Here is a 22491-nt window from a genome sequence, read left to right as displayed (position 1 = left end):
TACATATCTGTGGTGCTGAAAAAAAAGGCAAAATGAGTCCCTGCGCCTTGTCTTGTTAAGGAGCGGTTTTATGTAGGCAGGGGTGGTTTAAAGTGAGCGGCAGCAGCAGTGACTGTTGGGCAGGGCGATCAGAGAGAAGAGGTTTTCTTGCATGGCATTGCTTTCTTGGTAAGGTGTGAAGCACTATAACGAGCGTTTAAAATTACTAAAAAGAATATAAAATTAATTATATATATTTATTTGGAATATAAAGGATGGTGTGGGGCGTAAACAGGGCAGGAAATATCAGGGAAATGTATTAATAAGGGTGGATCTGCCGCAGTGTTTAGGGCTTTTTGATTGGAAATCAATAGCTTGCCTGAAAGCAAAATGCATAAGCTTAAAGCGGGGGTGTAAAGCTATAAATCCTTGATTTAGCAGCTTGCATCGCGTTTTATAGAAAAATACATGGGGTCGATGGTTTTCTTTTATGTGTTTTGTGGTTTTTTAACGTTGCGATTCAGGTTTTAGCTAGAGGCTGATTCTGGAGTGCAAAAAAACGCCGCTCATAAAATGAGCGGCGTTTTGGTATGGGAGGCAGGGCGCTTAGCTCGCCAGCTCTTCACCCAGCGCAGTAATCAGCTCTGGAATAAACTGACGCAGCTCACCCACAGACAGGGCAAAGCTAGATTCAAACATCGCGTCTTGGCTATCCACATCCGCGTCTTTTAGCTCGTCTTGCAGCACATCTAGCATGCTCATGCGCTTGATTTCTAACTTTTCAGTGAGTTGAAAAGCAATCCGCTCATTCCAAGTGAGGCCCATTTTGCTGACTAATTTACCGGTGGCAAGATGCTGCTTTACTTCGTCGCTGTGTAAGTCTTGGCGCACAAAGCGGGCAATCGCACCGTCATCTCCTGGGAATTTTAATTCGCAATCGGCATCTAGCTCAAACGGCACCGGCACTTCGTTTTCTAGCCAACTGGTCATGGCCGTTTGCGGCGTGACTTGGGTTTGAATCAATCGGGTTGGCAGGCTGCCTAATGCTTCTCTGAGCGAGACCAGTAAGTGTTCGGCCTTAGAAGCGGCGGAGCTGTTCACCATAATGAGGTTTTGTTTTAAATCGATCAGCGCGCGGTGGGTGCTGACGCGGGTGAAGGCGCGCGGGCGTAGCTCTTCTGCCACGCGCTCGCGAATATCTTTGGCTTCTTTACGGCCTACTTTGCGCGCTTCTTCTTCCTCTATCTGGCGGATGCGCTCTTCGGCTTCTTGTTTAACCACCACTGCGGGCAGGATTTTTTCTTCTGTTTTTAAGCAAACCAACACCATATCTTGGCGGGCAAAGATGAATTCGTCAGGAATATGCGGAGCAGGGGCAACCCAACCTTGCGACATTAAGTCGTGGCTGCCACAGGGGAAAAATGGCTTTTTAAGTAAGGATTCGGCAATCGATTCAACGCTAAGCGCATGATCGGGATTAAGACGGTAGAGCTGAATATTACGAAACCAGAGCATGGTAGAAACTCGATTAGAGGCAGGATGGGGAGTTTTACTTACTGAGCATGTGTGGCTCAGAAGGAAGTGAGTGATCTTGAATTTCGATAAATTAAGCGTTACGACCGTGATTGTCCAGCCAAAAATTTGCCTGTAGCAAGGTGGTTCAAATAGCGGAGTGTTATTTTGGGGACGCTTGGTAGCGCGCCGCCAAAGGCAAGATCTGAGTGTTGGCTTGTTAGGCGGGCTTACATCATTATTTTTTGCTGGTGAACAAATTTTGCAACACGCAATAAATCCGCTTGAGCAGTACCACTGGAAATCGCATAGCCCATGCTTTTATCCACCCAGTAAAATACGTTTACTGGCCCGTCCTGACCAAACTGAAAGTCGGTTGTGGCTTGGGTTGATGGGATTTCTTGGGTGACATACAGCGTTAGCCTTTGGCCGGATGCATCGTGGTACATCAGCTGGGCAACCGGCCCGCGCTCGCCCGGCAGAAGTCGGCCGCCGATCAGGGTATAGCCGACAGATTGCAGGCTGGGTGGCTTGATCGGGGCGCCTAAGCGATTCGACAGCCAGTTTTCCAATTGTTTAGCTTGATCAGCGCCAACTTCAACAGGACGGCGGGTGTCTGGGCTGTAAACAACATGGGCCACGGCGGCCCGTCGGGCAAAATCTGCCAACTTATGGGGGGCGTAATCACCGACAGAGGGCTGGATAAAGGCGGTTTGTAGCGTGTTTTCATCGGCTAGCCCTCTTGCGACCCATGCTGATCCGGCGCTGCTGATTGCGATGACGATGCCAGCGGCAATCCTTTGCAAATGCCACGGCCTTGGCGGCTTGGCTGCATATTGTAGGTGAGCGGATATTTTTTCATCCAGCACAGGATTATATAAATCGCGCAGCGCCTGTTTTTGTGCCTGATAGCTTTGCATACGCCGTGCTTCTTCGGGGTGCGCTGCCAGATAAGCTTCAACTTCCAGCCGCCTGCCAGGGGAGAGCTGCCCATCAATACTGGCGTGGAGTTCTGCTTCGGTCACCGTGTGCGTTGGATTCATCATAGGGTGCTCATTTGACGATTTTTAAGCGGACAGGTTTATCTTGTGCTTCTAGCACGATGCGTAAGCGTTCACGGCCTCGTGATAGCCGGGACATCACCGTGCCGATAGGAATATTGAGTGTTTTAGCAATCTCTGCATAAGCCATTTCTTCTAGTGCCACGAGTAATAATACTTCCCTTTGCTCATCGGGCAGTTGATTGAGTGCCGCTTGTAAATCACGCATCGCCAGCTGTTCTCCTTGCCGGGCGGCAATTGGGATTTCCGGGGTGTTGTCATCCAGCTCAACCGTGTGAATGCGCGGGCGGCGAACACCATCTGCGTGCAGATTATGCATGATGCTGAATAACCAGCCGCGCATATCAGCAACCCCTCGCCACAGGCTGGATTTCAGCCATGCGCGTTCTAGTGTGTCTTGCACCAGATCATCTGCCTCCTCTTTATGCCGCACTAACGCCCGCGCATATCTGCGCAGGCGGGGCAGCATATTCAGAAGCTCGTGTTCGTCGAGCCGCATGGAATGCGCTTAGTTAAAATTTAATTGTGGATCAATTTGCCATGTTTCACTGATGATTTTTCCTTCACGCCAGGTCAGCACATAGCGGACTTTGATCTTGGCTTTGCCTTCAAAGAAAACATTGGCAGTGACGGTTGCCCCTTTGGGATTGAGTGATTCTTCTAGTTTTTCGACGCTGACTTTTTGCGTGCCCTGTGTTTGGGTAAATTTACTCCATACCGTGTTGATGGCTGTTTTGCCAGCATAGAGGCCATCAATAGGGCCGCCTACCCAGTTGAATTGTGCTTGCTCGGCGTAGTTTTGCATCAGTTGTACAACATCCCCTGAGGCGATGCTTTGAAAGTGAGCACGGCTGTCTTCTGCGGGTGAGGCAAAAACATGAGTGCTCAGCAAAAGGAGGGCTGCGGGTAAAAGGGCGCGTTTAAGCATGGCGTATCAATCCTTTGTGTTGTCGGGTGTGGAAACAGTTAGCTGGGCAGGGGAATCCCGCTTCGCTAGATCTGCATTATTAAAGTGGTGCTCACTTTGGGGCGGCAGTGATTTGCTGCACAATTTTCTGGGTATCTCGGTCAACTTTGGCAATGCTTAAATCTTCATTCAGCACATAGGCCAATTTTCCGTCGCGGGTAAATGCAATGGCTTGGCGCGGCTGCTTAAAGCCAGTGATGGTGGCAACCACCTGTAGAGTGGCAACATCAACCACCGAAACAGTCTGATCGGCCAGATTGCCCGAATAAATAAAACGACCATCCGGCGAGAGCGCTGCACCGTAAGGCTCGCGGCCGACAGCGACGAGGCTCTGGATTTCCCGCTTGGCAATATCTACAACAGCAAGAGTGTGTGTGCCGCTATTGGCTGCAAACAGCGTCTTGCCGTCTGCGCTAATTGAAATTGCGCGAATCTTGCTGAAGTCTTTGATCTCACCCTCAATTTTGTCGGTCTTAGTGTCAACAATGGTGACTTTGTCGCCTAGAAAATTGGTGACATAGAGCTTGCTGCCATCGGGGCTTAGCTTTACTCCCTGGCGTGGTTGAGCAAAGCCGGTGATCACACTGCGCGCCAGTCCACTGCGGGTGTCAAAACGGGTGACAGTGTTTGAAGCTTGGTTATTCAGATATAAATTTTGGCCATCTTTGCTGATCGCGGTGCCAAAGGCACCTGGGCCTGCGGCCATGCGCGATTGGATTTGAAGTGTGGTGGTATCTGTTTTTATGACTTCACCCAGACTGCTGTCGGAGACATAAAACGATTTTCCATCTGGGGCGAAAACAATATTTCTTGGCGTGATATAGCCTGGCAAGGTTTGGCGAAGTTCACCTTTTTTAAGATCGTAAACAAGCAGCTCTGAGCGCTCGCTATAAGACACCACGGCGGTGTTTTCATCTGGGCTCAGGGCCAGTGAATTGTTACGGATCTGGCTGTCAAATTTTACGGGGCTCATGTCAGCTGCCCATAAACCAGAGCTACAAGTCAGCAATAAAAGAGCAGTACAAAGCGGGGCTGCGGTGGCACGAAAAGGGCGCGTCATATTGATCCTGTTTAAGAAAAGGGCTTTGCAGCATGCAAAGCGATACTTATTAAGGTGGACGTACGACTGCGCCGTTTTATTCCATTTCATGTGAGATTTTTTTTGCTCGGTAGAGGGCGTGCTTGCCGAGCAAACAGCAGGTGGCTTATTTTTTAGGGTGTTGAGTTTCAAAAAGATAGGCCGCTACCTGCGATGCTTCCTCTTGGGTGATGAGCGCTTTAAATTACTAACAGTTTGGAAAGTAAAGCCGTTTTTTATGAAATTAGGCTATATTTTTAGCCATTTTTGCACTGTATTTTGGGTAAACGTATTTACCTGAAAATGACATTTCTTTCTAAACGTTTAGTATCCCGTTGTGTGTTTATTGATTTAATTTTCTTACTAGAAAAAACGATTGTTAATAATTTTAATCTTACTTAAAAATGGTTTATTCCTAACAAGAGGCCAGCATAAACTGAGTCATCTATTTTCCATATCTAAATGATTTGAATAAGTTGTTTAGTAAAACTAAACGTCAAAGCGGGCGGAGGCTGTTTAATTTGGGGGGCTTTGTATCAATGGTGTTTACACCGTGCCGCTTCGATAAGCCTCTTTCTCGCACGTTTTACTGGCCTTAGCTATGATGGTTGGGGTAAAAAAAGAGGTGTATTGAGATCCGCTACTGAATGGCAGCTTGCTTGATTTAGCTGGGTTATGCTTGTTGTATAAGTAGTGCTGAGCGTTGCTTGGGCGGTGTTTTTTAGTGTATTTGTGTCTTCCCTTCTTTGCGTGTCTATGTCATTCTTTGCCGCGTATTGAGAATGGTTTCTAATCCTCGTGATGTTTGTTTACATTTTAAAGAAGGAATTTCCGTGAAGCGTCTTGTACTTGCCTCCTTGCTTGCTGCGACTTCTTTGGCCCATGCAGAAAGTGTTACGCTTTATTCCGCTCGGAATGAGCAGCTACTCAAGCCTTTACTTGATGCCTTTACTAAAGAAACAGGGGTTGAAGTTAAGCTTCTGACGGATAAAGAAGGCCCTCTGCTGGAGCGTCTGCGGGCTGAGGCCCAAAATACGGCGGCTGATGCATTGATTACAGTGGATGCGGGTAATTTGTGGCAAGCCTCTAAAATGGGCCTGTTAAAGTCGATTAAATCAAACACCCTTAATGACAATATCCCTGCGCATTTGCGTGATCCTAAGGGTGAGTGGTATGGCTTATCGGTGCGTGCCCGCACGATGTTTTTTAATAAGAACAAAGTAAAAGCCACAGATTTATCTACTTACGAAGACCTTGCTAATCCAAAGTGGAAAGGCAAGCTTTGCCTGCGTACCTCTAAAAAAGTCTATAACCAGTCGTTGGTTGGCATGATGATCGCCCAATATGGCGAGCCTAAAACCGAGAAAATTGTGCGCGGCTGGGTCGATAATCTGGCTACCGACGTGTTCCAAGACGATACCGCCATGCTGAAAGCGATTGCCGCTGGCCAGTGTGACGTGGGTGTGGCCAATACTTACTACTTTGGCCGTTTGATTGAGGCGCAGCCTAATTTACCCGTCAGTATTTTCTGGGCGAATCAACAAGCCGAAGGTGTGCATGTGAATGTATCGGGTGCTGGCGTGACGCGTTATGCTAAAAATCCTGAAGGCGCTATCAAGCTTGTAGAGTGGTTGTCGTCAGATAAAGCACAAAATCTTTACGCCGATAAAGATATGGAATTCCCTGCAAATCCTAAAATTAAAGCCTCACCGCTGGTGGCGGGCTGGGGGTCATTTAAATCAAATGTGATTAATGTATCTAAAGCCGGTGAGCTGCAATCCACTGCGGTACGTTTGATGGATAGGGCGGGTTATCGTTAAAACCTAATGCACTATATGCATCAAGTTGCTTGATATGTCTCTGCCCAAACTCATCATTCATATCGTAGAGCGGCTGCAAGCCGATATGCGCTAAAAAAGTTACATAAGTGTTGATGCGCAACTAAATTTGAATGGCTGTAGGTTGGCGCTGAGTGAAACGAAGCCCAACAATACAAACGGCGGGTTGATCCGGCCTGCGATGATCTAATCGGTGAATAAGAATTGTTTCTTGTGAGCTGACGAAGCGCACTCCATAATACGCAACGGGCAAGCAGATCTCTGCTTGCCCGTTTCTCATCTGGGCTTTTAATCATTTATGCAAAAACTGTTCTCCAGAGGATCTCTGTACGCCTTACCCATTGCCTTACTCACTTTAATTCCTCTGCTGGTGGTGCTGTCTTCTTTCTTGCACCCGCAGCCAGAAATTTGGCAGCATCTCTCTGAGTATGTGCTACCCCGCGTGCTTAAAAATACCGCCATACTGCTGCTGGGCGTGTCCGTGGGTGTGCTGCTGCTGGGGGTTTCGCTGGCTTGGCTTACTGCAGTGTGTGATTTTCCGCTGCGGCGCTTCTTTGCCTGGAGCCTTATGCTACCGCTAGCCATGCCCGCCTATGTGCTGGCTTTTGTGCAAGTTGGCCTGCTGGATTTTACCGGCCCAGTGCAAACGCTGCTGCGTGAATGGATGGGGGATTCGGCTTGGTTTCCGCGTATCCGCTCAACCGGCGGGGTGATTTTAGTGCTGACGCTGGCGTTTTACCCTTATGTGTATTTGCTCGCTAGAAATGCTTTTCTGACGCAGGGCAAACGTGCGCTTGAGGCGGCGCAAATGCTGGGTATGTCGCGGCGCATAGCGTTTTTTAAGGTGGCCTTACCAATGGCGCGCCCTTGGATTGTGGGCGGCTTACTCTTGGTGTTAATGGAAACGCTGGCAGACTTTGGCACGGTATCTATTTTTAATTATGACACGTTTACTACCGCTATTTATCAGTCTTGGTTTTCGCTATTTAATCTGCCTGCGGCATCGCAATTGGCCTCCATTTTAGTGCTGTTTGTACTGGTACTGGCCGTGGCCGAACAGTGGGGGCGAGGTCGTCGGCATTATGCGGTAAGGGGCGGAACGGCTGAACGTATCGTGCTGCGTGGTGCGGGCCGTTGGCTGGCCGTGGTGTGGTGTGGGCTGGTGCTGCTGATGGCCTTTATTATTCCGATGATTCAGCTTTTGGTGTGGGTAAAAGGCGTTTGGGCGCTGGATTTTGACGCTCGCTATCTTGGATTCATTTTGCGCTCGATTGCCATTGGCGCAATGGCCGCCTTGCTTGTTACCGCATTGGGCTTACTACTGGTGTATGTGCAGCGCCGCTATGCAGACACCCGCTGGCTGGTGCGCATCGCTACCTTAGGCTATGCCGTGCCGGGTACGGTGTTGGCGGTGGGCGTGTTTATCCCGATTGCTTGGCTGGATAATCTGCTGATCCCTATTGTGGCTTACTTTGGTATTGCCACCACGCAAGTATTAAAAGGGACTTTGCTGGTGATGCTGCTGGCACTCGCTGTACGGTTTATGGCCGTTGCGTTTGCGCCAGTAGAAAGTGCCATGCAAAGAATTACCCGTAATCAAGAAGACGCGGCAAGGTCTTTAGGCCTATCGTCAAGGCAAGTGCTCAGACGCATACACCTGCCGCTGCTGCGCGGTGGTTTGCTCACAGCGATGCTGATTGCTTTTGTGGATGTGATGAAAGAAATGCCGATCACCCTGATGACCCGCCCCTTTGGCTGGGACACTTTGGCTGTGCGCGTGTTTGAAATGACCTCCGAAGGCATGTGGGAACGTGCCGCTCTGCCCAGTTTTTTTATCGTACTGATGGGATTGATCCCAGTCATTTTGCTGGTAAGAAAAACGGAAGACTGATGATATGCACAAAGGCTATTTGTCCACGAACAATACGAAATGCACGAAAAAAGCCAAGAATACACATTGATTTTCCTGATGATGTCTCTTGCTCAAACAAAGCCATATATTACATGTAGGCCAGTATGCTGTAGGGGCGCTGCTTGCTGCGCCCTGTTCAGCGAGGGCGCAGCAAGCAGCGCCCCTACGAGTTAACTCTATTAATGTTGATATGCTCAGACAAACGGCAAAAAATGAGCAAGCGACATAATCAGGTTAATTTTTATGGCTTAGCGTATGAATAGCACCTTGGCTGTGGCCGCGTACCACCGTTCGTGCTTTACGTTTTTTCGTGGAATAGGTTTTCCTGACTAGCGGCGTAGCTTATTGAGTCGTCATTCCCGCGAAGGCGGGAATCCAGCGCTACTGAGCTAAAAATCACTGGATCCCCGATAAAAACACTCGGGGATGACGATTTGCTTGTTTTTAATGTTTGAAATTATTCTTTCTGAGCTGTTCCGCAAAGCTGGTGCGTTTTTATCTTTTTGCTATTCCCCGTGTTTACAGAACTTAGGTTTTTTTGTTCTGGTTTGTTTTGAGGATTGATATGCTGCAACTATCTGATCTTGCGATTCGCCTTGGTGATCGTACCGTAGTTGAAAATTTGTCACTGGATTTGCAAGTGGGAGAGATTGGCTGCCTGCTGGGGGCCTCTGGCTGCGGTAAGACCACGGTGTTACGCGCTATTGCTGGCTTTGAAAAGCCAGCAGCGGGTAGCATCGTACTGGCGGGTAAAGAGGTGAGCAGCGCAGCAAAAATGCTGCCGCCAGAGCAGCGCCAGATTGGCATGGTGTTTCAAGATTACGCGCTTTTTCCTCACCTTACCGTGGCGGGAAATATTGCTTTTGGCTTGCGTGGGGCTGGCAAAGCAGAGCAGGCCACGCGGGTGGCCGATGCTTTAAAGCTGGTAGGTTTAGATCATGTTGAGCAGCGCTATCCGCATGAATTATCAGGCGGGCAGCAGCAGCGTGTAGCCTTAGCGCGTGCGCTGGCCCCACGCCCACAGCTCTTGCTGATGGATGAGCCTTTTTCAAATCTAGACGTTGAGCTGCGCGAAAGGCTGGGGCAAGAAGTACGCGCCATCTTAAAAGCCGCAGGCATGACGGCTATTTTGGTGACCCACGATCAGCGGGAAGCCTTTGCCGTGGCGGATAAGGTCGGCGTAATGAGCGAAGGCCGTATCCGCCAATGGGCTACGCCTTACGATTTATACCACCAGCCGCTGGACCGCTTTGTGGCCGATTTTGTGGGTGAAGGGGTGTTACTGCCGGGCGTTGTTGCTGCGGGTGGTAAGGTTGAGTTTGAGCTGGGCATCGTGCACGGCAAAATGCCAGAAAACTGCTGCATGGGCTGCGTAGCCGATGTGCTGGTTCGCCCTGATGATGTGCTGCATGACGATGCAAGCAGCATGAAAGCCAGAGTGCTGGCAAAAGCATTCCGTGGTGCGCAGTTTCTTTACACCCTAGCTCTACCTTCTGGGCAGAAAGTCCTATCCCTTGTGCCTAGCCATCACAACCACGCCCTGGGTGAGGATATCGGTATTCGATTAGAAATTGACCACGTGATTGCGTTTAAGCGCGGCTAAGTATTGGAAGGTGTTTTTAACTATTGCAGGATATTGCATGTTAATTAGAAAACTCACCATCCATGACGCCGCAGCACTTAAAGCCATTCGGTTAGAGGCGGTACAAAATTCCCCTCGCTCTTTTTGGCCTAATGCTGAGGAAATTCGTGCCAGAGAGCTGGATAGTTTTTGCCAGCAGCTCAGTGACCCTTATGAAACGATCTATGGTGTTTTTTTAGAATCAAATTTAATTGCTATTGCAGGTTTAAAACGATATGGCTTGGCCAAATTGCAACATAAGGCCACTATATTTGGTGTTTATACCCAAGCCATGCAGCGTAAACAAGGGATTGCTCGGCGCTTATTATTGATTTTGCTGGATGATGTTTATTCTGATCCTAATATTGTGCAAATTAGCTTAAGCGTAAATATAGAAAATCAAAGTGCAAAGGCGTTGTATATTTCTTTAGGTTTTGAGCCTTATGCCTTAGAAAAGAACTCAATGCGGGTTGATGGTGTTTTTATTCATGAAGAGCATCTGGTATTAGCGCTGCCAATACGGGGCTGATATTGTATGTAGCAATGCAATATGGGAAACCAATGCCAATTTATTTATCACCTATTCAGGATTTAACTGCGATTGCCCTGGATAAAATACCTGAAGGTTTATATGGAGAAGTGGGCCGTGATGCGCTATTACCCAGTTTTGTGGCCGTGCGCGCGCTTGCTCAATTGGCTTTGGGTGTGGCAGAGCAATGGGCGCGGCCATTTCATTTACTCCGCAAGGCAGACCATGCCGTGGTGGGCAGTTGCGGCTTTAAAGGTGCACCTATTAATGGCCAAGTAGAAATTGGCTATGCCGTGGCGACAAGTTGCCGCCAGCAAGGCTTTGCCAGCGCTGCCGTGCGCCAATTGCTGCTAAAGGCTTTTTTAGACGCAGAGGTGAGTACGGTGGTGGCGCAGGTTGATCCAAACAACACACAATCAACTCAACTCGTGAAAAAGCTGGGTTTCACCAAGCAGGGCAGTCAGCTTGATATGGAGGGTGATTTATTGGTGCAGTGGGTGTTTGGTCGAGCAGATGTTTTAGAGCTAGGCGCTATGCCAAGGGCTTAAGCCCTTGGCTTTGTTTTGCAGATTGTAAGTGTTATTTAAAGCTTTCTAAATCACTTTTGCCAACGTCATCTGTGCTCGATTTATACAGCGCGATATCTCGCACATTCTTTTGCACAGCCACTGCTGCAAATAGGCTAAGTAAATAAGACATGGCATAAAAGCCTTTCTCACTCTGGGTAATGGTTGCATACCACAGGCCAATGGCCAGTAACAGCAGAGCCGATGCAATAGAAATCCAGCATAGAGCAAAATAGAGGTTGGTTACTGGGATATCTTCTATGCGATCGCGAACTGATTTTTGCAAAGAGATTGCCGCAAATAAACCATAAAGCAGCAGGGTAAAGTAATAGCCTTTTTCATTTAAGGCCATAGCTGCATTCCATAGTCCAGTGGAATAGGTGATTGAGCCAATAAAAAGCGCAAGCCAAGATGCGCCAACAAAGGCACCAGAAGGCCCGTTATGCTTCAGTTTCATATTCATTTCTGCCAGTGATAAATCGTATTTATAAGCGCAGAATCGTAATTTTCTGTCTGCCTTGGTCAGCAGCAGGTTAAATTAATGCGTGATTTATTGCAATAAGTAGAAAGAAGCAGCCGATGGGATGCATAAAGTGCCAAAGCGTATTGCGCTTAATGCGTGGCACTGATTTCTGGATGCTCAGTGATCAGCTGGCTGCGCATCTCCTCTAGCTGCAGCACTTTTTCTTCTTGCCCGGCGATCAACTCTGGGGCAATGCCTGCCGCTCGGCCACGGTTGATATCCTCACGTAATTGCCGGATTTTTTCGGGGACTGCCGCACTAAAAGCGGCCAGCTCGCGTAGATTTTGCCTTGCTTCATACTGCTTATAGGCGGGGTGATCGGCTAGCTCTGCGGGCGTGGCGGCTTCTGAATTATTGCTGCGTATGATGGGCGGGGTACGTGGGTCGCCATTGATGCGCGCATCGGCCATGCTTTCTGCCGCTGCAATATAAGCCGGCGGTGCTGCTTGCTGGGTGTTGCCTGCATCTGGATAAAAGCGTTTGAGCCAATCGGATGCGGCTATAGATTGGCGTGGCGTGGCGGTGCTGGCGGTTTGTTGCGCCTGTGGTGGAGCGCTGATCTGCGGCTGCGGCCATAGCCGCCAAGCCAGAGCTAGCCCTAGTGCGATTAATAGCCGTTTCATTCCAAAACCTGCAGTGTCAGCTTGCCTACTGCTGGGCTGACTTCAATCTTGGCGTTTTGCCACTGTTGTTTGAGCAGAGTATTTAACTGCTGTGAGGCTTTTTGATGGGCGATTTCGGCGCTGGCGGCGTAGCGCACCGCTTCTGAGCTGGCGCTTTGATAGTCTTCTACGCGCTGCTCGGTTTTGATGATGTCCCAGCTGGCTGCGTCGTCTGGCCCCACCGGCGCCCGAAAGGCTTGGGATAGCTCTGTTTGGCTAAATGCAATCTGAGCCAGCCAGCTTAGCGTGCCTTGATGCACTATCCAACCCAAATCGCCGCCCTGCTTAGCGCTATCCGCAATGGAGTATTGCTTAGCAAGGCTGGCAAAGTCTTCACCATTTTTTAGCCTAAGGATCAGCTTTTTAGCGAGCGCTTCATCGGCTACACGGATATGGCGCGCTTTTACCTTGGCGATGCGCTTAAATTGTGCTTTATGCGCTAGGTAGTAGGCTTGCACCTCATCCTTGCTCACCTTTTTCGCTAAGGCATCTAAGAAATCACTGCTATCGTGCTGATCGCCAATGCCATAGATTTTCATCAGCGCTTCAGCGTCTTCCTGATCGTTTAAGCAGCGGCGGTAGTCATTTATGGCCGCCGTGCCAAATTTTTGCTCCGCCCAGTAAATTGTATACAGGTTGGCAAAGGCAATTTGCAGCTGCTGGCTTAGATAGGGCTGATTCGCTGCGTAAAGCTCGATTCGCCCCTGCACATTTTGGCGGTGGTAAATATCGTAGAGAGAAAGGCTGCCTTTCTGGCCATTGGGCAGCTGATAGCGCAAAAGGCTGCCTTGCTTGGCCAGATTAATTTGCGCAGGCTTTAAGGCGTATTCCAGCGTGGCTTGTGCGGGAGCACCAAAAATAGCCTGCTGCTGGCTGGCACTTAGGGTGTTTTCTTCCTGAATTAGCGTTTTGAGCGTGCCACCAGGCAGGGCTTTAACCGCCTGATCCAGCTCTTTGCCATACAGCGCTCTTAGGGAAGAGGCCAGCCGATCTTCAATCGCCACATCTCGGGCAAAGGCGATACGGCTGGCGGGGTGCAATACTTCAGGCGGGTATAGCCGCCGTGCCTCTGCCGCTAGTAGTCGCTGGCTTAGCATTTGCGCCAGCAAAGCCGTGCGGGAAAGCGGTGCTTTTCCGACGGCCAGCTGCTGCATATTGTCTAAGCTAAAACGGTGTAGCTCTTCTGCATTCATCTTGGCCGCCAGCGCATTGTTTTGCAGCTGATAGGAAATTTGTGCTTGGCCGCATGTACTAGCAAGAATGAGCGTTAAACCGGCAAAAAGCTTAAACATCATGGCCATCCTATTGGGCAAGGCGCTCTGCAGAGCGATTTAATAGATGCACAACCATAGCAATGGCGTGGGGAATCATTTGCTTGGCCACCCGCACCCGATCGCCATGATCGGTGGAGGATAAAACAATGCCGCCATTTTTATAGGAATAGGTGCCGCCTTCGGTGAGAAGCGGGCGAATATCGGTGTCGCTAGGGCTAAGCGGGCTAAAGTCTTTTAAAGCAGCGCTAACTAAGGCTGGGTTATTTAGCTGCTCAGAATCGTAATAATCCTTCACCCATGTTTCCCAGCCGGAGTGATTATTGGCGGAGGTAGTCCAAGTGTGGTGGGGCTGTAATAAATCGGTGGTGTGCATTACAAAACCAAGCGTCTGGGCGCTGGGTTTGGCCAAAAACTGCTGCCACCAGTACTGGCCCAGATTATCAATCGGCTGAAATGGCATGGTTTCAAAATCGGCGTACATATTGGCAGTAGACGTGCCGCCCAAGCGGTAATGGGCTTCGGTGAGGCCGTAGCTATTGTATTTGGAGCTGTCGCCAAACCAGCCTTTTAATCCACCAGGACCATCGTCTAGATAATCACCAATCAGCCAAGTTTTAGCCAGTTTGTCGATATCGCCCGCCACCGTTAGCTTGGCATAGTTGTAGCCACCAAATTTATTACCGTGTATGTCAGCGCCAGCGGTGTGATTTTGAAAATGCCAGTAAGAGGTGTACTGGGCAATTTTAAGCGTGCTGTATACCGGTGAAATCTGACAGCTGCCCGTGGTGGCACCGCAAAGATAAGTATCGGCAAAGTCATCTACATCGTAAGCGCCTTGACCCACAGCATCGGCAAATTGCTCCCAACTAAAACCCGCCTTGCTAATGCCTGCGGCCAGTTTCTGATATTGATTACTGCTGGGATTGTTTTTAATAAAGGCCATCGCATCTAGCACAATGCGCTTATGCGTAGTCTGATCCCAAGCGTGGGCAGGAATCGCAGAAAGGCAAAGAGCGGCTGCGGCAATATAAGCAAGTTTCATCAATAGATCCTTTTAGCTGCATAGGGGAGGGCGGCTTGAGCAGATGCACAGACTATCAATATCAGATTTCACTAATAGGTAAGATTTATGACGAAGACATTTCTGGCGGGGCCGGTGAGCAAAGGTTGTTCACCGGCTAGTTGGCTTAAGGCTGACTTGGGGTGTTTTCTACAAAGTACTCATGGCTATCGGCGTTGGCAATGGCTTTGGCTGGGTCACTAATAGCCAGTTTTTTAGCGCCAGATTGGCCATAAACATTGTCTTTGGTGGAGGCCACCGCATAAAAATGGCTCATTTCATGCACTAAAGTGCCACCTTTGGAATCTGTACCCGTGAGCGGCGCTGTCCAAAATGCGTTGCAAACATATATTTTGTAAGGCTGGTTGGGGTAAACGTAGGCAAAATAAGTGTCTTTGCAGCCACAATCCACCGTCACTGGCTTATTTAAAAACGCATCTTTAATCGCCACATAGTGGCTTTTTACCGTGGCATAGCGGGCGGAATCGTATTTACCAAACCATGTGCTATAACGCACGCTATTTGTGCCAGCTTGCAGATAGCTATCCCCATTTTGGGACATGGTTTGCGCTGCGCTAAAGGCTGATTTAACCAAGGCAGTTTGCGATGCGGAGCACTGGCTGAGCGTGAGCGCGCCACCTGCAAGAGATTCCGGTGCCAGCTCATTGCTTACACTGCCGCGTGGCAGGCTGCCGTTAATCCAGATATTGACGCTATCTGAAGGGGAAATCAGCGCTTCTTGGCTAATGCCGTTTGATTTTTTGTCAGTTAAAACATGGGGTGCATTAGCGCGGTATTGAATGGTGTAATTGCCACTGACCCGCATATCATAAAGTGCGGATAATTCCACTTTTTGCTGATAGATTGCGCCAGGTTTTAGCTCAAAAAAATCACTAGCAATTGGAGCAGGGCGCTTTACCATAGGGCCAAGGTAATTCACCTTTACTCCATCCCGATAAACATCAAATAAAGCTTCTTGTGCAGCAATAAAAGGCGTATGCCATTTTAAAATATATTGCGGGGATGAGGTGGTGTTTTTCATTGTTACATTTACAAATACATCATCGTTTTCTGATAAAGTATTTTTATCAAAGCTTAAGCTAATGGCTACATCCTGAGCATTTACGTGGCCTGAAAAACCTAAGGCAGCAGCCAGTACGGTGATATACGTGCGAAATCCTTTTTTAAAAATCATTATTTACTCCAAGAATAAAGTGAGTGATTAAAACGATCTGGATAACGCACGCAGCAATACCATGGCAATTAAAGCCAGAGCAGGAATAGGCTGTTTGTTTTTAAAGTAATGGGATAAGCTGTTATTGTGCGTGAATCTACTCTAGTCAATAAAGTTTGAATGTGCTTCGAATAACAAGTAAATACTATTTTGATATAAAAACGATGGCATTTGTTTCGTGAGAGCAGGTGTTTTTTTGTTTTTTTATCAAACTGATCGGCTAAAGGGGGCTTCGAAAAACCTATATTTCTAAATAAGACAAGGCGCGATTTAAAAAAGCCGACGCTGCATATGTTTGATATGTAAGGAAGTTTTTTTAAAGCGCAGCGCAGTATTATGAGACCGGATGGGTTTTTCGAGGTTCCCTAAATAAACCGCTATGCAGTGCTATGCGTAAAGGTGAATTTTAGCCGCATGAGTCAATGTAGAGTGGGCGTGCCCACGGATTGATACGATCTACTTACATTTAATGTTTGTGTATGGCGGTTTGCAAGATGGGGCTTTGAAAGCTTTAAATCAGCGGCTTACAGACAAGGACGTTGCTCTGCCGCCGCGGTTGAGTATGCGGCAGCACCGCTTTACCCCATAAGGTGGGCGCTGCCAGACACGCGGATGGATTCGCCAAGGGTTGGGCCAATTTTTGCCCGCAATAACGAGCGCATGCCCATGTCTTCACCTTGAATCACATTGATCACTCCGCCGTGTGGCCAGTTTATATCTCTAAGCAAGCCAGCAAAGGCCGCAGTTGCCGCGCCGGTGGCGGGGTCTTCATACACGCCGCCTGATGCAAAAGGGTTGCGGGTGTGAAAGAGTTGATCGTTCTCGGCAAAAGCCAGCAAGATAGTCACCAAGCCTGCGTCTTTCATGAGCTGACGCCCACTGTCTAAGTCGTAGTGCATCGCCGCTAGCGCAGCGCGGGACTTGAGCAGCAGCACCAAATGATCTGCTCCGCCATGGGCGAGGGCGGGGTTGATACGCGAGTCTAAGTCTTGCTGATCGAGAGCAAAGAGCTTGAGTGCGGCGGTGACCAGCTCGGCGGGGGCGGCGCTGCTGTGGGTAGGTGGGGATTGCAATGCTGCAGTTAATTCGCCGCCTTGAGCGTGGCCTTCTACGCTGATTTTGGCGTGATTAAGCTGGAGTTGAAACACACCATCGCCAGCTTGCAGCGCCAACGCCGCACCTAATGCAATGGTGGCGTGGCCACAAAATGGCACTTCTGATTCAGGGGAGAAATACCTAAGCCGCCAGCCGCTTGGGTCTGGTTCAGCAAAAACGGTTTCAGAAAAACCGACTTCCTTAGCAATACGCTGCATGGTGGGCGCGTCAGGTAAGGCGTCGCAAAGCGCCACCCCCGCTGGATTACCGCCTTGCGATCCATCAGAAAAAGCAGCAATTTTTAGCACATTCATGGTGTATTCACTCTTGATGGTCGGTTGGCTGAGTTTGGCGTTGCTCAGTTCAAGGTGAGGCTGCCACTCTGATGTTCAAGGCAATAGCAGGCTTTTAAATATTAATTAGGAATCCTTGACAGTTATCTGGGGCCGTATCATGATGCCGGTATGGACAACGATCAAAAAGCTCCTTGGGGCGATACCCCTGCAAAGGGTGAAAGAATTATCAGTGCAATTTCCCGCATCGCTTCAGTGCTGCGGACCGGCGCATGGCAATTTGCTACGGCAGAGGGACTAAACCCTACTCAGCTGGATGTGTTGGAGATTTTGCATGGCCGCCGTGAGGGGGTGCGCTTGTCTTGGATGGCTCAGCAGTTGGGTGTAACCACCGCAACCGCGAGCGATTCGGTGGCATCCTTGTCGTCTAAAGGGTTGCTGGAGAAAGTAAAAGCAGCCGATGATGGCCGTGCCGTTGCCTTAAAGCTAACCTTGGCGGGGCATGAATTGGCGCAAAAGCTAACAGCTGCGATGCAGTTTGCGAGCGCGGCGGTAGAGGGCCTGCCGGAGTCTGCGCAAAATGAGTTGTTTAGTGCTTTGCTGGCCTTAATTGGCCAGTTGCAGCGGGCGGAGCGTTTTCCGGAAATCCGCGCTTGTGTAAGTTGTAAGTATTTTGCTGCTGGTGTGCATGCAGATCCAGCCGCGCCGCATCATTGTCGCTTGCTTGATGCGCCCTTGCCTAAGGCTTTATTGCGCCTTGATTGCCCCGAGCATATTGCGGCCGAAGAGCAGGTGGTAAGCCGTAACTGGCTAAATCTTTAGGGTGTTTTTTTTTGCGTTATTTAGTTAGGATTCCTAATTTAATGCGCGTGCTGTGTAAACTTTTACAAGGAAGTCATGATGAAAAATATCTATTTAGCAGTATTTATCGCTGCAATCAGTTCGGCCAGTTTTGCCCACCAGCATGGCATCCAAAGTGCTGCGGCCAAGGGCGTGCAAGCCTCTTTTGATTTGGTGCAAACCCGCATACGCACCGAGGGAAATACGGCGATTTTCTCTATTGTCACTTCAGGCAAGGCGGGGAAATTAAAACCCTCCAAAGTCGGCAAGCTGGCCGGTAGCCAAGTATTTTCTTACGTTTGGCCCACCACGCTGGATCCAGCAATGGTAGGTTTTGAACCTAAAAGCGGTATTTTGGCCTTTGCCGTGACCGTCCACCCTGATTTTGACGATACCCCGCTATTTGATGAAAACGGCGATGGCAATCCTAAGAATGACGGCAATTTTTGGCACTCGCATTGGGTGGTATTACAGGTTGATCAGGCTTGCGGTAAGGATGCTTTAAAAGTGGTCGATATCGCCGCAGGGAGCCAGCCTCGTCTGCCCAAAACTTGGCCGGGCTTGCCAATTTTGATCGATAGCCCAGGCTGGAGCCCCATTTTTAAAGGCAATACGCTGGAAGTGCACGTGCCTTTTGATGATATCGGCGTGGTCAATAGCGCGGGGTTTGATGGCGTCAGCGCCGCTCTGCGCGTTAACGAGAGCATTCATTCGCCCCTGCTATGTGTGGCGAATGTGTTCAAGGTGGCGTCAGGAAACCTGTCGTTGCCGGGTAAGGTGAATGAGTAGTTCTTTTCTGAGAGCCTGATTGTTATTTACTTTGGAGAATCAAAATGTCACGCGTAAATCTTATTAGTGCCACCGAAACAACCGCCGATCGTAAGCAATTGCTCGATCAAATCCACGGTGCTTTTGCCGCCACGCCGAATATGTTCAGGGCGGTGGCTAATTCACCCGCTGCGCTGAAAAGCATGTGGACTGCTTTTGGTGCCTTGGGTGCGGGTGTGCTGGGGGCGAAATTGGGTGAGCAAATCGCCGTTGCCGTGGCGGATTACAACCGCTGCGAATATTGCCTCGCCGCGCACACCTTGTTGGGGGTGAACGCGGGGCTGAGTAAGGCTGAAATGGCCGCAGCACAAGCTGGGCAGTCTACTGACGCCAAAACCTCGGCGGCTTTGAGCTTTGCATTAAAACTGGTGAAAGAGCGTGGGCAGGTAAGCGATAGCGATGTGCAGGCGCTGCGCACAGCAGGGTTTGATGACGAGCATATCGTCGAAATTCTTGCGCATGTGGCGTTGAATCTGTTTACCAATTACGTGAATGTGGCGTTTCAGGTGCCGGTGGATTTCCCTGCAGTAAAGCTAAATCCAGTGGTTTAAAAAGGGCGGCAGGGCGTAGCTGCCCTGCCTGCAAAAAAGGAAAGTAAAATGCCTCATCATCAAGCCCCAGAGCTACGCGTTTCTCAGTGGTTTAATCAGCCAGTGCCATCGCTGGCAAGCTTGCGCGGACGCGTGGTTTTGCTGCATGCATTTCAGATGCTTTGCCCAGGCTGTGTGAGCCATGGCATCCCACAGGCCGTAGCGGTAAGCCGCAATTTTGCCCCCGCTGAGCTGCTTGTAATTGGGCTGCACACGGTTTTTGAGCATCACGCGGTGATGGGGGCGGATGTCTTGCAGGTGTTTTTGCACGAATACCGGATCCCCTTCTCGGTGGGAATCGATCAGGTGGCGGATAGCAGCCCCATCCCCCTGACAATGCAGGCCTATGCCATGCAAGGTACGCCTACCTTTGTACTGATTGATCGTCAGGGAGTGATTCGTATGCAACACTTTGGCGTGATGGACGATTTGCAGCTTGGCGTCGCCATTGGGCGCTTGCTGGCGGAGCCTATTGCGGTGGATAAAACGGTAGAGGATTTTGAATCACTAAAGTGCGATGCAGAAAAATGCCAAATCTAAAGCCTAAAGCGAACTCCGCAGCAGAGCATACTCATGGTGCTCTGTAGCTGCTTATTAAACTGATGTTACGCAGCCAAAATTCAAACCTTGAGCCATAGAGAACGCAGAGGGTACGGCGTTTCATCGAGAAAAACAGGCGCTAAATTTGGTTTTTTTAGGTTTTTTAGTCATTTACAAATCCAGCCTCAAACATAAATACAAAGGACGCTTTATGAAATGCATAGCCTTACAACACCTCGCTTTTGAAAACCTAGGCTGCTTTGAAAATGTTTTATTAGAGCAGGGCTTTAGCATTGAATACCGGCAGGCAGGGCTGCAAACATTGAGTGAAGATGAATGGCTGAATGCAGCGCTGATTGTGGTGCTAGGCGGGCCCTTGGGCGTGTATCAGACGGCCGACTATCCTTACTTGTTAGAAGAAATAAGCGGCATTGCCCACCGCCTTGCAGCACAAAAACCTACGCTTGGGATTTGCCTTGGCGCACAACTGATGGCCGCAGCGTTGGGCGCAAAAGTGTATCCGGGTAAGGCGAAAGAAATTGGCTGGGGGAGCCTGCAGTTGAGTGTTGCAGGGCAGGCTTCTGCACTGGCACCTTTGGCTGGTGTGCCGTTCTTACACTGGCATGGCGATACCTTTGATTTGCCGCAGGGTGCGCTGCATCTGGCTAGCACGGCGCTGACGCTTAATCAGGCTTTCTCTATTGGATATTACGGCTTGGGCTTACAGTTCCATCCTGAGGTGGACGGCAGACAAATCGAAACCTGGCTGATCGGCCATACTGGCGAGCTATCTGAAGAGGACATTTCTATTCCAGCTTTGCGTGCAGAAAGCCAACAGAAAGCAGAGCTAGCGGTCGTCGCAGGGCGGGCGATGTTGCGGCAATGGTTGGCGGGGGCACTGCAAGGTTTGTAAAATTGAATGCGTATTGGACTAGCGGTTATTCCCAGCACCTTGACAATAGCGATTTTGGCTCTCCTGATTTAGTGTGGGCTGGTGGCGTAAGCTTATAGTATCGCTATCCTAAAGCGCTAAATAGGGATGCATCCTTGCCCAAATTTGATCGCTGTTGCAAAAACAAGCCTCTAAAACAGTCCTTCTTAGGACTCCCTCGTCTTTCTGTTAAATTTCATTTAGCATGGCCCCAAGGTCGGCCGCTGTTGGCCTGCGTCGCTCGGACGGTTCCGGGCGCTTACGTTTAAGGAATACTCTATGTCTGCTTCAGGCAAGCGCAGCTTTGCGCGTATCGATCGCCTTCCTCCCTATGTTTTTAATATTACTGCCGAGCTAAAAATGGCGGCTCGTCGCCGTGGCGAGGACATTATTGATATGTCGATGGGCAACCCAGACGGGGCCACGCCTGCGCATATTGTGGCCAAGCTGGTTGAGGCGGTGCAGCGGCCCGATACCCATGGCTATTCAACCTCTAAAGGTATTCCGCGCTTACGCCGAGCAATCAGCCGCTGGTATTTGGATCGCTATCAGGTGGAAATCGATGCGGATTCAGAGGCGATTGTCACGATTGGCTCTAAGGAAGGGCTGGCGCATCTGATGCTGGCAACGTTGGATAAGGGTGACACGGTGTTGGTGCCTGATCCTAGTTATCCGATTCATATTTACGGCGCGGTGATTGCCGGTGCGGATATCCGCTCCGTGCCGCTGACGCCGGGCGTAGATTTTTTTGCCGAGCTGGAGCGGGCCATTAAGGGCAGCTACCCTAAGCCTAAAATGATTGTTTTGGGGTTTCCATCCAACCCAACGGCGCAATGCGTAGAGCTGGATTTTTTTGAACGTGTGATCGCGCTAGCTAAAAAACACGATATTTTTGTAGTACACGATTTGGCTTACGCCGATATTGTATTTGATGGTTGGAAAGCGCCGTCGATTATGCAGGTGCCAGGGGCGAAGGATATTGCCGTCGAATTTTTCACTTTATCCAAAAGCTACAATATGGCGGGCTGGCGCATTGGTTTTATGGTGGGGAACCCTGATCTGGTAGCGGCTTTGGCGCGGATTAAAAGCTACCACGATTACGGCACCTTTACGCCGCTGCAAATTGCCGCGATTGCCGCGCTAGAGGGCGATCAGCAGTGCGTAAAAGACATCGCCGCACAATATCAAAGCCGCCGTGATGTGCTGGTCAAAGGCTTACATGAAGCGGGCTGGATGGTAGAGAAGCCCAAAGCATCGATGTATATCTGGGCCGAGCTGCCTGAAGCTTACCGCGAGATGGGCTCGCTGGAGTTTGCCAAGCTGCTGTTAGAAAAAGCCAAAGTATCGGTCTCGCCAGGCGTTGGATTTGGAGACTACGGCGATGGTTATGTACGCTTTGCTCTAATCGAAAACGAGTCGCGTATCCGTCAAGCCATCAGGGGAATCAAGGCCATGTTTAAGGCCGATGGCTTGCTGGATTAAGTTTGCAAGCTTGCCTTACTGCTCAATCGTATCAACTTAAGCTAGGTGTAGGGCGGGTGCAACCCGCGAGCGATGC

22 protein-coding genes are annotated in these 22491 nt (G+C 49.6%); 11 read left to right on the top strand and 11 right to left on the bottom strand.

Translation table 11 applies throughout. From position 1 onward, the window contains the following. Positions 1-585 precede the first annotated feature (585 nt). The 5 genes from R6242_RS04230 to R6242_RS04210 form a co-directional block, all read right to left on the bottom strand. Positions 586-1494 (bottom strand): recombination-associated protein RdgC, encoded by a 909-nt coding sequence (locus tag R6242_RS04230; protein ID WP_318424153.1) that lies wholly within the window; start codon positions 1492-1494, stop codon positions 586-588. Between the two features lie 227 nt (positions 1495-1721). Further along, a complete protein-coding gene (locus R6242_RS04225; RefSeq protein WP_318424150.1) occupies positions 1722-2537 on the bottom strand; it encodes an anti-sigma factor in 816 nt (271 codons plus the stop codon). Positions 2538-2544: 7 nt separating this feature from the next. Continuing rightward, positions 2545-3051: an RNA polymerase sigma factor gene (locus tag R6242_RS04220; RefSeq protein WP_318424147.1), complete on the bottom strand. Its 507-nt coding sequence runs from the start codon at positions 3049-3051 to the stop codon at positions 2545-2547. 9 nt (positions 3052-3060) lie between these two features. Next, entirely contained in the window at positions 3061-3480 is a 420-nt protein-coding gene (locus R6242_RS04215) for a nuclear transport factor 2 family protein (RefSeq protein ID WP_318424144.1), read from the bottom strand. A gap of 91 nt (positions 3481-3571) precedes the next feature. Then, positions 3572-4492, bottom strand: coding sequence for a YncE family protein (locus tag R6242_RS04210; RefSeq protein WP_318424142.1), 921 nt, complete (start codon positions 4490-4492; stop codon positions 3572-3574). An 887-nt stretch (positions 4493-5379) separates the two neighbouring features. On the opposite strand from R6242_RS04210, the gene R6242_RS04205 reads away from it, so the two are divergent. The 5 genes from R6242_RS04205 (at position 5380) to R6242_RS04185 (ending at position 11045) form a co-directional block, all read left to right on the top strand. Further along, positions 5380-6417, top strand: a complete 1038-nt coding sequence (locus tag R6242_RS04205) for an extracellular solute-binding protein (RefSeq protein ID WP_318424139.1) — start codon at positions 5380-5382, stop codon at positions 6415-6417. A 316-nt stretch (positions 6418-6733) separates the two neighbouring features. Then, positions 6734-8326 (top strand): iron ABC transporter permease, encoded by a 1593-nt coding sequence (locus tag R6242_RS04200; protein WP_318424136.1) that lies wholly within the window; start codon positions 6734-6736, stop codon positions 8324-8326. A 586-nt stretch (positions 8327-8912) separates the two neighbouring features. Further along, on the top strand, positions 8913-9950 hold the full coding sequence (locus R6242_RS04195; RefSeq protein ID WP_318424133.1) for an ABC transporter ATP-binding protein: 1038 nt from the start codon (positions 8913-8915) through the stop codon (positions 9948-9950). A 37-nt stretch (positions 9951-9987) separates the two neighbouring features. Beyond that, positions 9988-10497 (top strand): GNAT family N-acetyltransferase, encoded by a 510-nt coding sequence (locus R6242_RS04190; protein ID WP_318424130.1) that lies wholly within the window; start codon positions 9988-9990, stop codon positions 10495-10497. Positions 10498-10529: 32 nt separating this feature from the next. Next, the gene (locus R6242_RS04185; RefSeq protein WP_318424128.1) at positions 10530-11045 is read left to right on the top strand and encodes a GNAT family protein; all 516 of its coding nucleotides are present in this window, start codon (positions 10530-10532) and stop codon (positions 11043-11045) included. Between the two features lie 31 nt (positions 11046-11076). Here R6242_RS04185 and yiaA read toward each other — a convergent pair whose 3' ends face one another. From yiaA to R6242_RS04155, 6 genes are all read right to left on the bottom strand, one after another. Continuing rightward, entirely contained in the window at positions 11077-11520 is a 444-nt protein-coding gene (gene yiaA / locus R6242_RS04180) for an inner membrane protein YiaA (RefSeq protein WP_293937111.1), read from the bottom strand. Between the two features lie 155 nt (positions 11521-11675). Continuing rightward, positions 11676-12209, bottom strand: coding sequence for a hypothetical protein (locus R6242_RS04175; protein ID WP_318424124.1), 534 nt, complete (start codon positions 12207-12209; stop codon positions 11676-11678). After that, the gene (locus R6242_RS04170) at positions 12206-13543 is read right to left on the bottom strand and encodes a peptidylprolyl isomerase (RefSeq protein WP_318424121.1); all 1338 of its coding nucleotides are present in this window, start codon (positions 13541-13543) and stop codon (positions 12206-12208) included. Before R6242_RS04170 ends, R6242_RS04175 begins: the two co-directional genes overlap by 4 nt. Before the next feature lie 7 nt (positions 13544-13550). Then, positions 13551-14564 (bottom strand): hypothetical protein, encoded by a 1014-nt coding sequence (locus tag R6242_RS04165; protein ID WP_318424120.1) that lies wholly within the window; start codon positions 14562-14564, stop codon positions 13551-13553. 145 nt (positions 14565-14709) lie between these two features. After that, positions 14710-15777 carry a M35 family metallo-endopeptidase gene (locus tag R6242_RS04160; protein ID WP_318424118.1) on the bottom strand — a complete coding sequence of 356 codons (1068 nt, stop codon included), beginning with the start codon at positions 15775-15777 and terminating at the stop codon, positions 14710-14712. Between the two features lie 617 nt (positions 15778-16394). After that, positions 16395-17225 carry a PhzF family phenazine biosynthesis protein gene (locus R6242_RS04155; RefSeq protein WP_318424115.1) on the bottom strand — a complete coding sequence of 277 codons (831 nt, stop codon included), beginning with the start codon at positions 17223-17225 and terminating at the stop codon, positions 16395-16397. Between the two features lie 150 nt (positions 17226-17375). Between R6242_RS04155 and R6242_RS04150 the strand changes: the two genes are divergently transcribed. The 6 genes from R6242_RS04150 to alaC all read left to right on the top strand — a co-directional run bounded on the left by R6242_RS04150 (position 17376) and on the right by alaC (position 22415). Further along, a complete protein-coding gene (locus R6242_RS04150; RefSeq protein ID WP_318424113.1) occupies positions 17376-18026 on the top strand; it encodes a MarR family winged helix-turn-helix transcriptional regulator in 651 nt (216 codons plus the stop codon). Between the two features lie 75 nt (positions 18027-18101). Continuing rightward, positions 18102-18833: a hypothetical protein gene (locus R6242_RS04145; protein WP_318424110.1), complete on the top strand. Its 732-nt coding sequence runs from the start codon at positions 18102-18104 to the stop codon at positions 18831-18833. A 44-nt stretch (positions 18834-18877) separates the two neighbouring features. Then, complete coding sequence (locus tag R6242_RS04140; RefSeq protein ID WP_318424107.1) at positions 18878-19423, top strand: peroxidase-related enzyme; 546 nt, start codon at positions 18878-18880, stop codon at positions 19421-19423. 48 nt (positions 19424-19471) lie between these two features. Beyond that, entirely contained in the window at positions 19472-20002 is a 531-nt protein-coding gene (locus R6242_RS04135) for a hypothetical protein (RefSeq protein WP_318424104.1), read from the top strand. Between the two features lie 211 nt (positions 20003-20213). Beyond that, positions 20214-20915 (top strand): glutamine amidotransferase, encoded by a 702-nt coding sequence (locus R6242_RS04130; protein WP_318424101.1) that lies wholly within the window; start codon positions 20214-20216, stop codon positions 20913-20915. Positions 20916-21212: 297 nt separating this feature from the next. Further along, positions 21213-22415 carry an alanine transaminase gene (alaC, locus tag R6242_RS04125; protein ID WP_318424098.1) on the top strand — a complete coding sequence of 401 codons (1203 nt, stop codon included), beginning with the start codon at positions 21213-21215 and terminating at the stop codon, positions 22413-22415. The last annotated feature ends 76 nt before the right edge of the window (positions 22416-22491 follow it).

It is taken from the genome of Iodobacter sp. CM08 (genome assembly GCF_033446605.1).
Classification (GTDB): Bacteria; Pseudomonadota; Gammaproteobacteria; order Burkholderiales; family Chitinibacteraceae; genus Iodobacter.
The sequence above is the reverse complement of the archived record's forward strand: the minus strand, read 5'-3'. Positions and strand labels throughout refer to the sequence as shown.

What these genes read in the sequence shown, in the direction of transcription:
- R6242_RS04230 (WP_318424153.1), bottom strand. Translation starts at nt 1,494, where the DNA reads ATGCTCTGGTTTCGTAATATTCAGCTCTACCGTCTTAATCCCGATCAT.
- R6242_RS04225 (WP_318424150.1), bottom strand. Translation starts at nt 2,537, where the DNA reads ATGATGAATCCAACGCACACGGTGACCGAAGCAGAACTCCACGCCAGT.
- R6242_RS04220 (WP_318424147.1), bottom strand. Translation starts at nt 3,051, where the DNA reads ATGCGGCTCGACGAACACGAGCTTCTGAATATGCTGCCCCGCCTGCGC.
- R6242_RS04215 (WP_318424144.1), bottom strand. Translation starts at nt 3,480, where the DNA reads ATGCTTAAACGCGCCCTTTTACCCGCAGCCCTCCTTTTGCTGAGCACT.
- R6242_RS04210 (WP_318424142.1), bottom strand. Translation starts at nt 4,492, where the DNA reads ATGAGCCCCGTAAAATTTGACAGCCAGATCCGTAACAATTCACTGGCC.
- R6242_RS04205 (WP_318424139.1), top strand. Translation starts at nt 5,380, where the DNA reads ATGGTTTCTAATCCTCGTGATGTTTGTTTACATTTTAAAGAAGGAATT.
- R6242_RS04200 (WP_318424136.1), top strand. Translation starts at nt 6,734, where the DNA reads ATGCAAAAACTGTTCTCCAGAGGATCTCTGTACGCCTTACCCATTGCC.
- R6242_RS04195 (WP_318424133.1), top strand. Translation starts at nt 8,913, where the DNA reads ATGCTGCAACTATCTGATCTTGCGATTCGCCTTGGTGATCGTACCGTA.
- R6242_RS04190 (WP_318424130.1), top strand. Translation starts at nt 9,988, where the DNA reads ATGTTAATTAGAAAACTCACCATCCATGACGCCGCAGCACTTAAAGCC.
- R6242_RS04185 (WP_318424128.1), top strand. Translation starts at nt 10,530, where the DNA reads ATGCCAATTTATTTATCACCTATTCAGGATTTAACTGCGATTGCCCTG.
- yiaA (WP_293937111.1), bottom strand. Translation starts at nt 11,520, where the DNA reads ATGAAACTGAAGCATAACGGGCCTTCTGGTGCCTTTGTTGGCGCATCT.
- R6242_RS04175 (WP_318424124.1), bottom strand. Translation starts at nt 12,209, where the DNA reads ATGAAACGGCTATTAATCGCACTAGGGCTAGCTCTGGCTTGGCGGCTA.
- R6242_RS04170 (WP_318424121.1), bottom strand. Translation starts at nt 13,543, where the DNA reads ATGATGTTTAAGCTTTTTGCCGGTTTAACGCTCATTCTTGCTAGTACA.
- R6242_RS04165 (WP_318424120.1), bottom strand. Translation starts at nt 14,564, where the DNA reads ATGAAACTTGCTTATATTGCCGCAGCCGCTCTTTGCCTTTCTGCGATT.
- R6242_RS04160 (WP_318424118.1), bottom strand. Translation starts at nt 15,777, where the DNA reads ATGATTTTTAAAAAAGGATTTCGCACGTATATCACCGTACTGGCTGCT.
- R6242_RS04155 (WP_318424115.1), bottom strand. Translation starts at nt 17,225, where the DNA reads ATGAATGTGCTAAAAATTGCTGCTTTTTCTGATGGATCGCAAGGCGGT.
- R6242_RS04150 (WP_318424113.1), top strand. Translation starts at nt 17,376, where the DNA reads ATGGACAACGATCAAAAAGCTCCTTGGGGCGATACCCCTGCAAAGGGT.
- R6242_RS04145 (WP_318424110.1), top strand. Translation starts at nt 18,102, where the DNA reads ATGATGAAAAATATCTATTTAGCAGTATTTATCGCTGCAATCAGTTCG.
- R6242_RS04140 (WP_318424107.1), top strand. Translation starts at nt 18,878, where the DNA reads ATGTCACGCGTAAATCTTATTAGTGCCACCGAAACAACCGCCGATCGT.
- R6242_RS04135 (WP_318424104.1), top strand. Translation starts at nt 19,472, where the DNA reads ATGCCTCATCATCAAGCCCCAGAGCTACGCGTTTCTCAGTGGTTTAAT.
- R6242_RS04130 (WP_318424101.1), top strand. Translation starts at nt 20,214, where the DNA reads ATGAAATGCATAGCCTTACAACACCTCGCTTTTGAAAACCTAGGCTGC.
- alaC (WP_318424098.1), top strand. Translation starts at nt 21,213, where the DNA reads ATGTCTGCTTCAGGCAAGCGCAGCTTTGCGCGTATCGATCGCCTTCCT.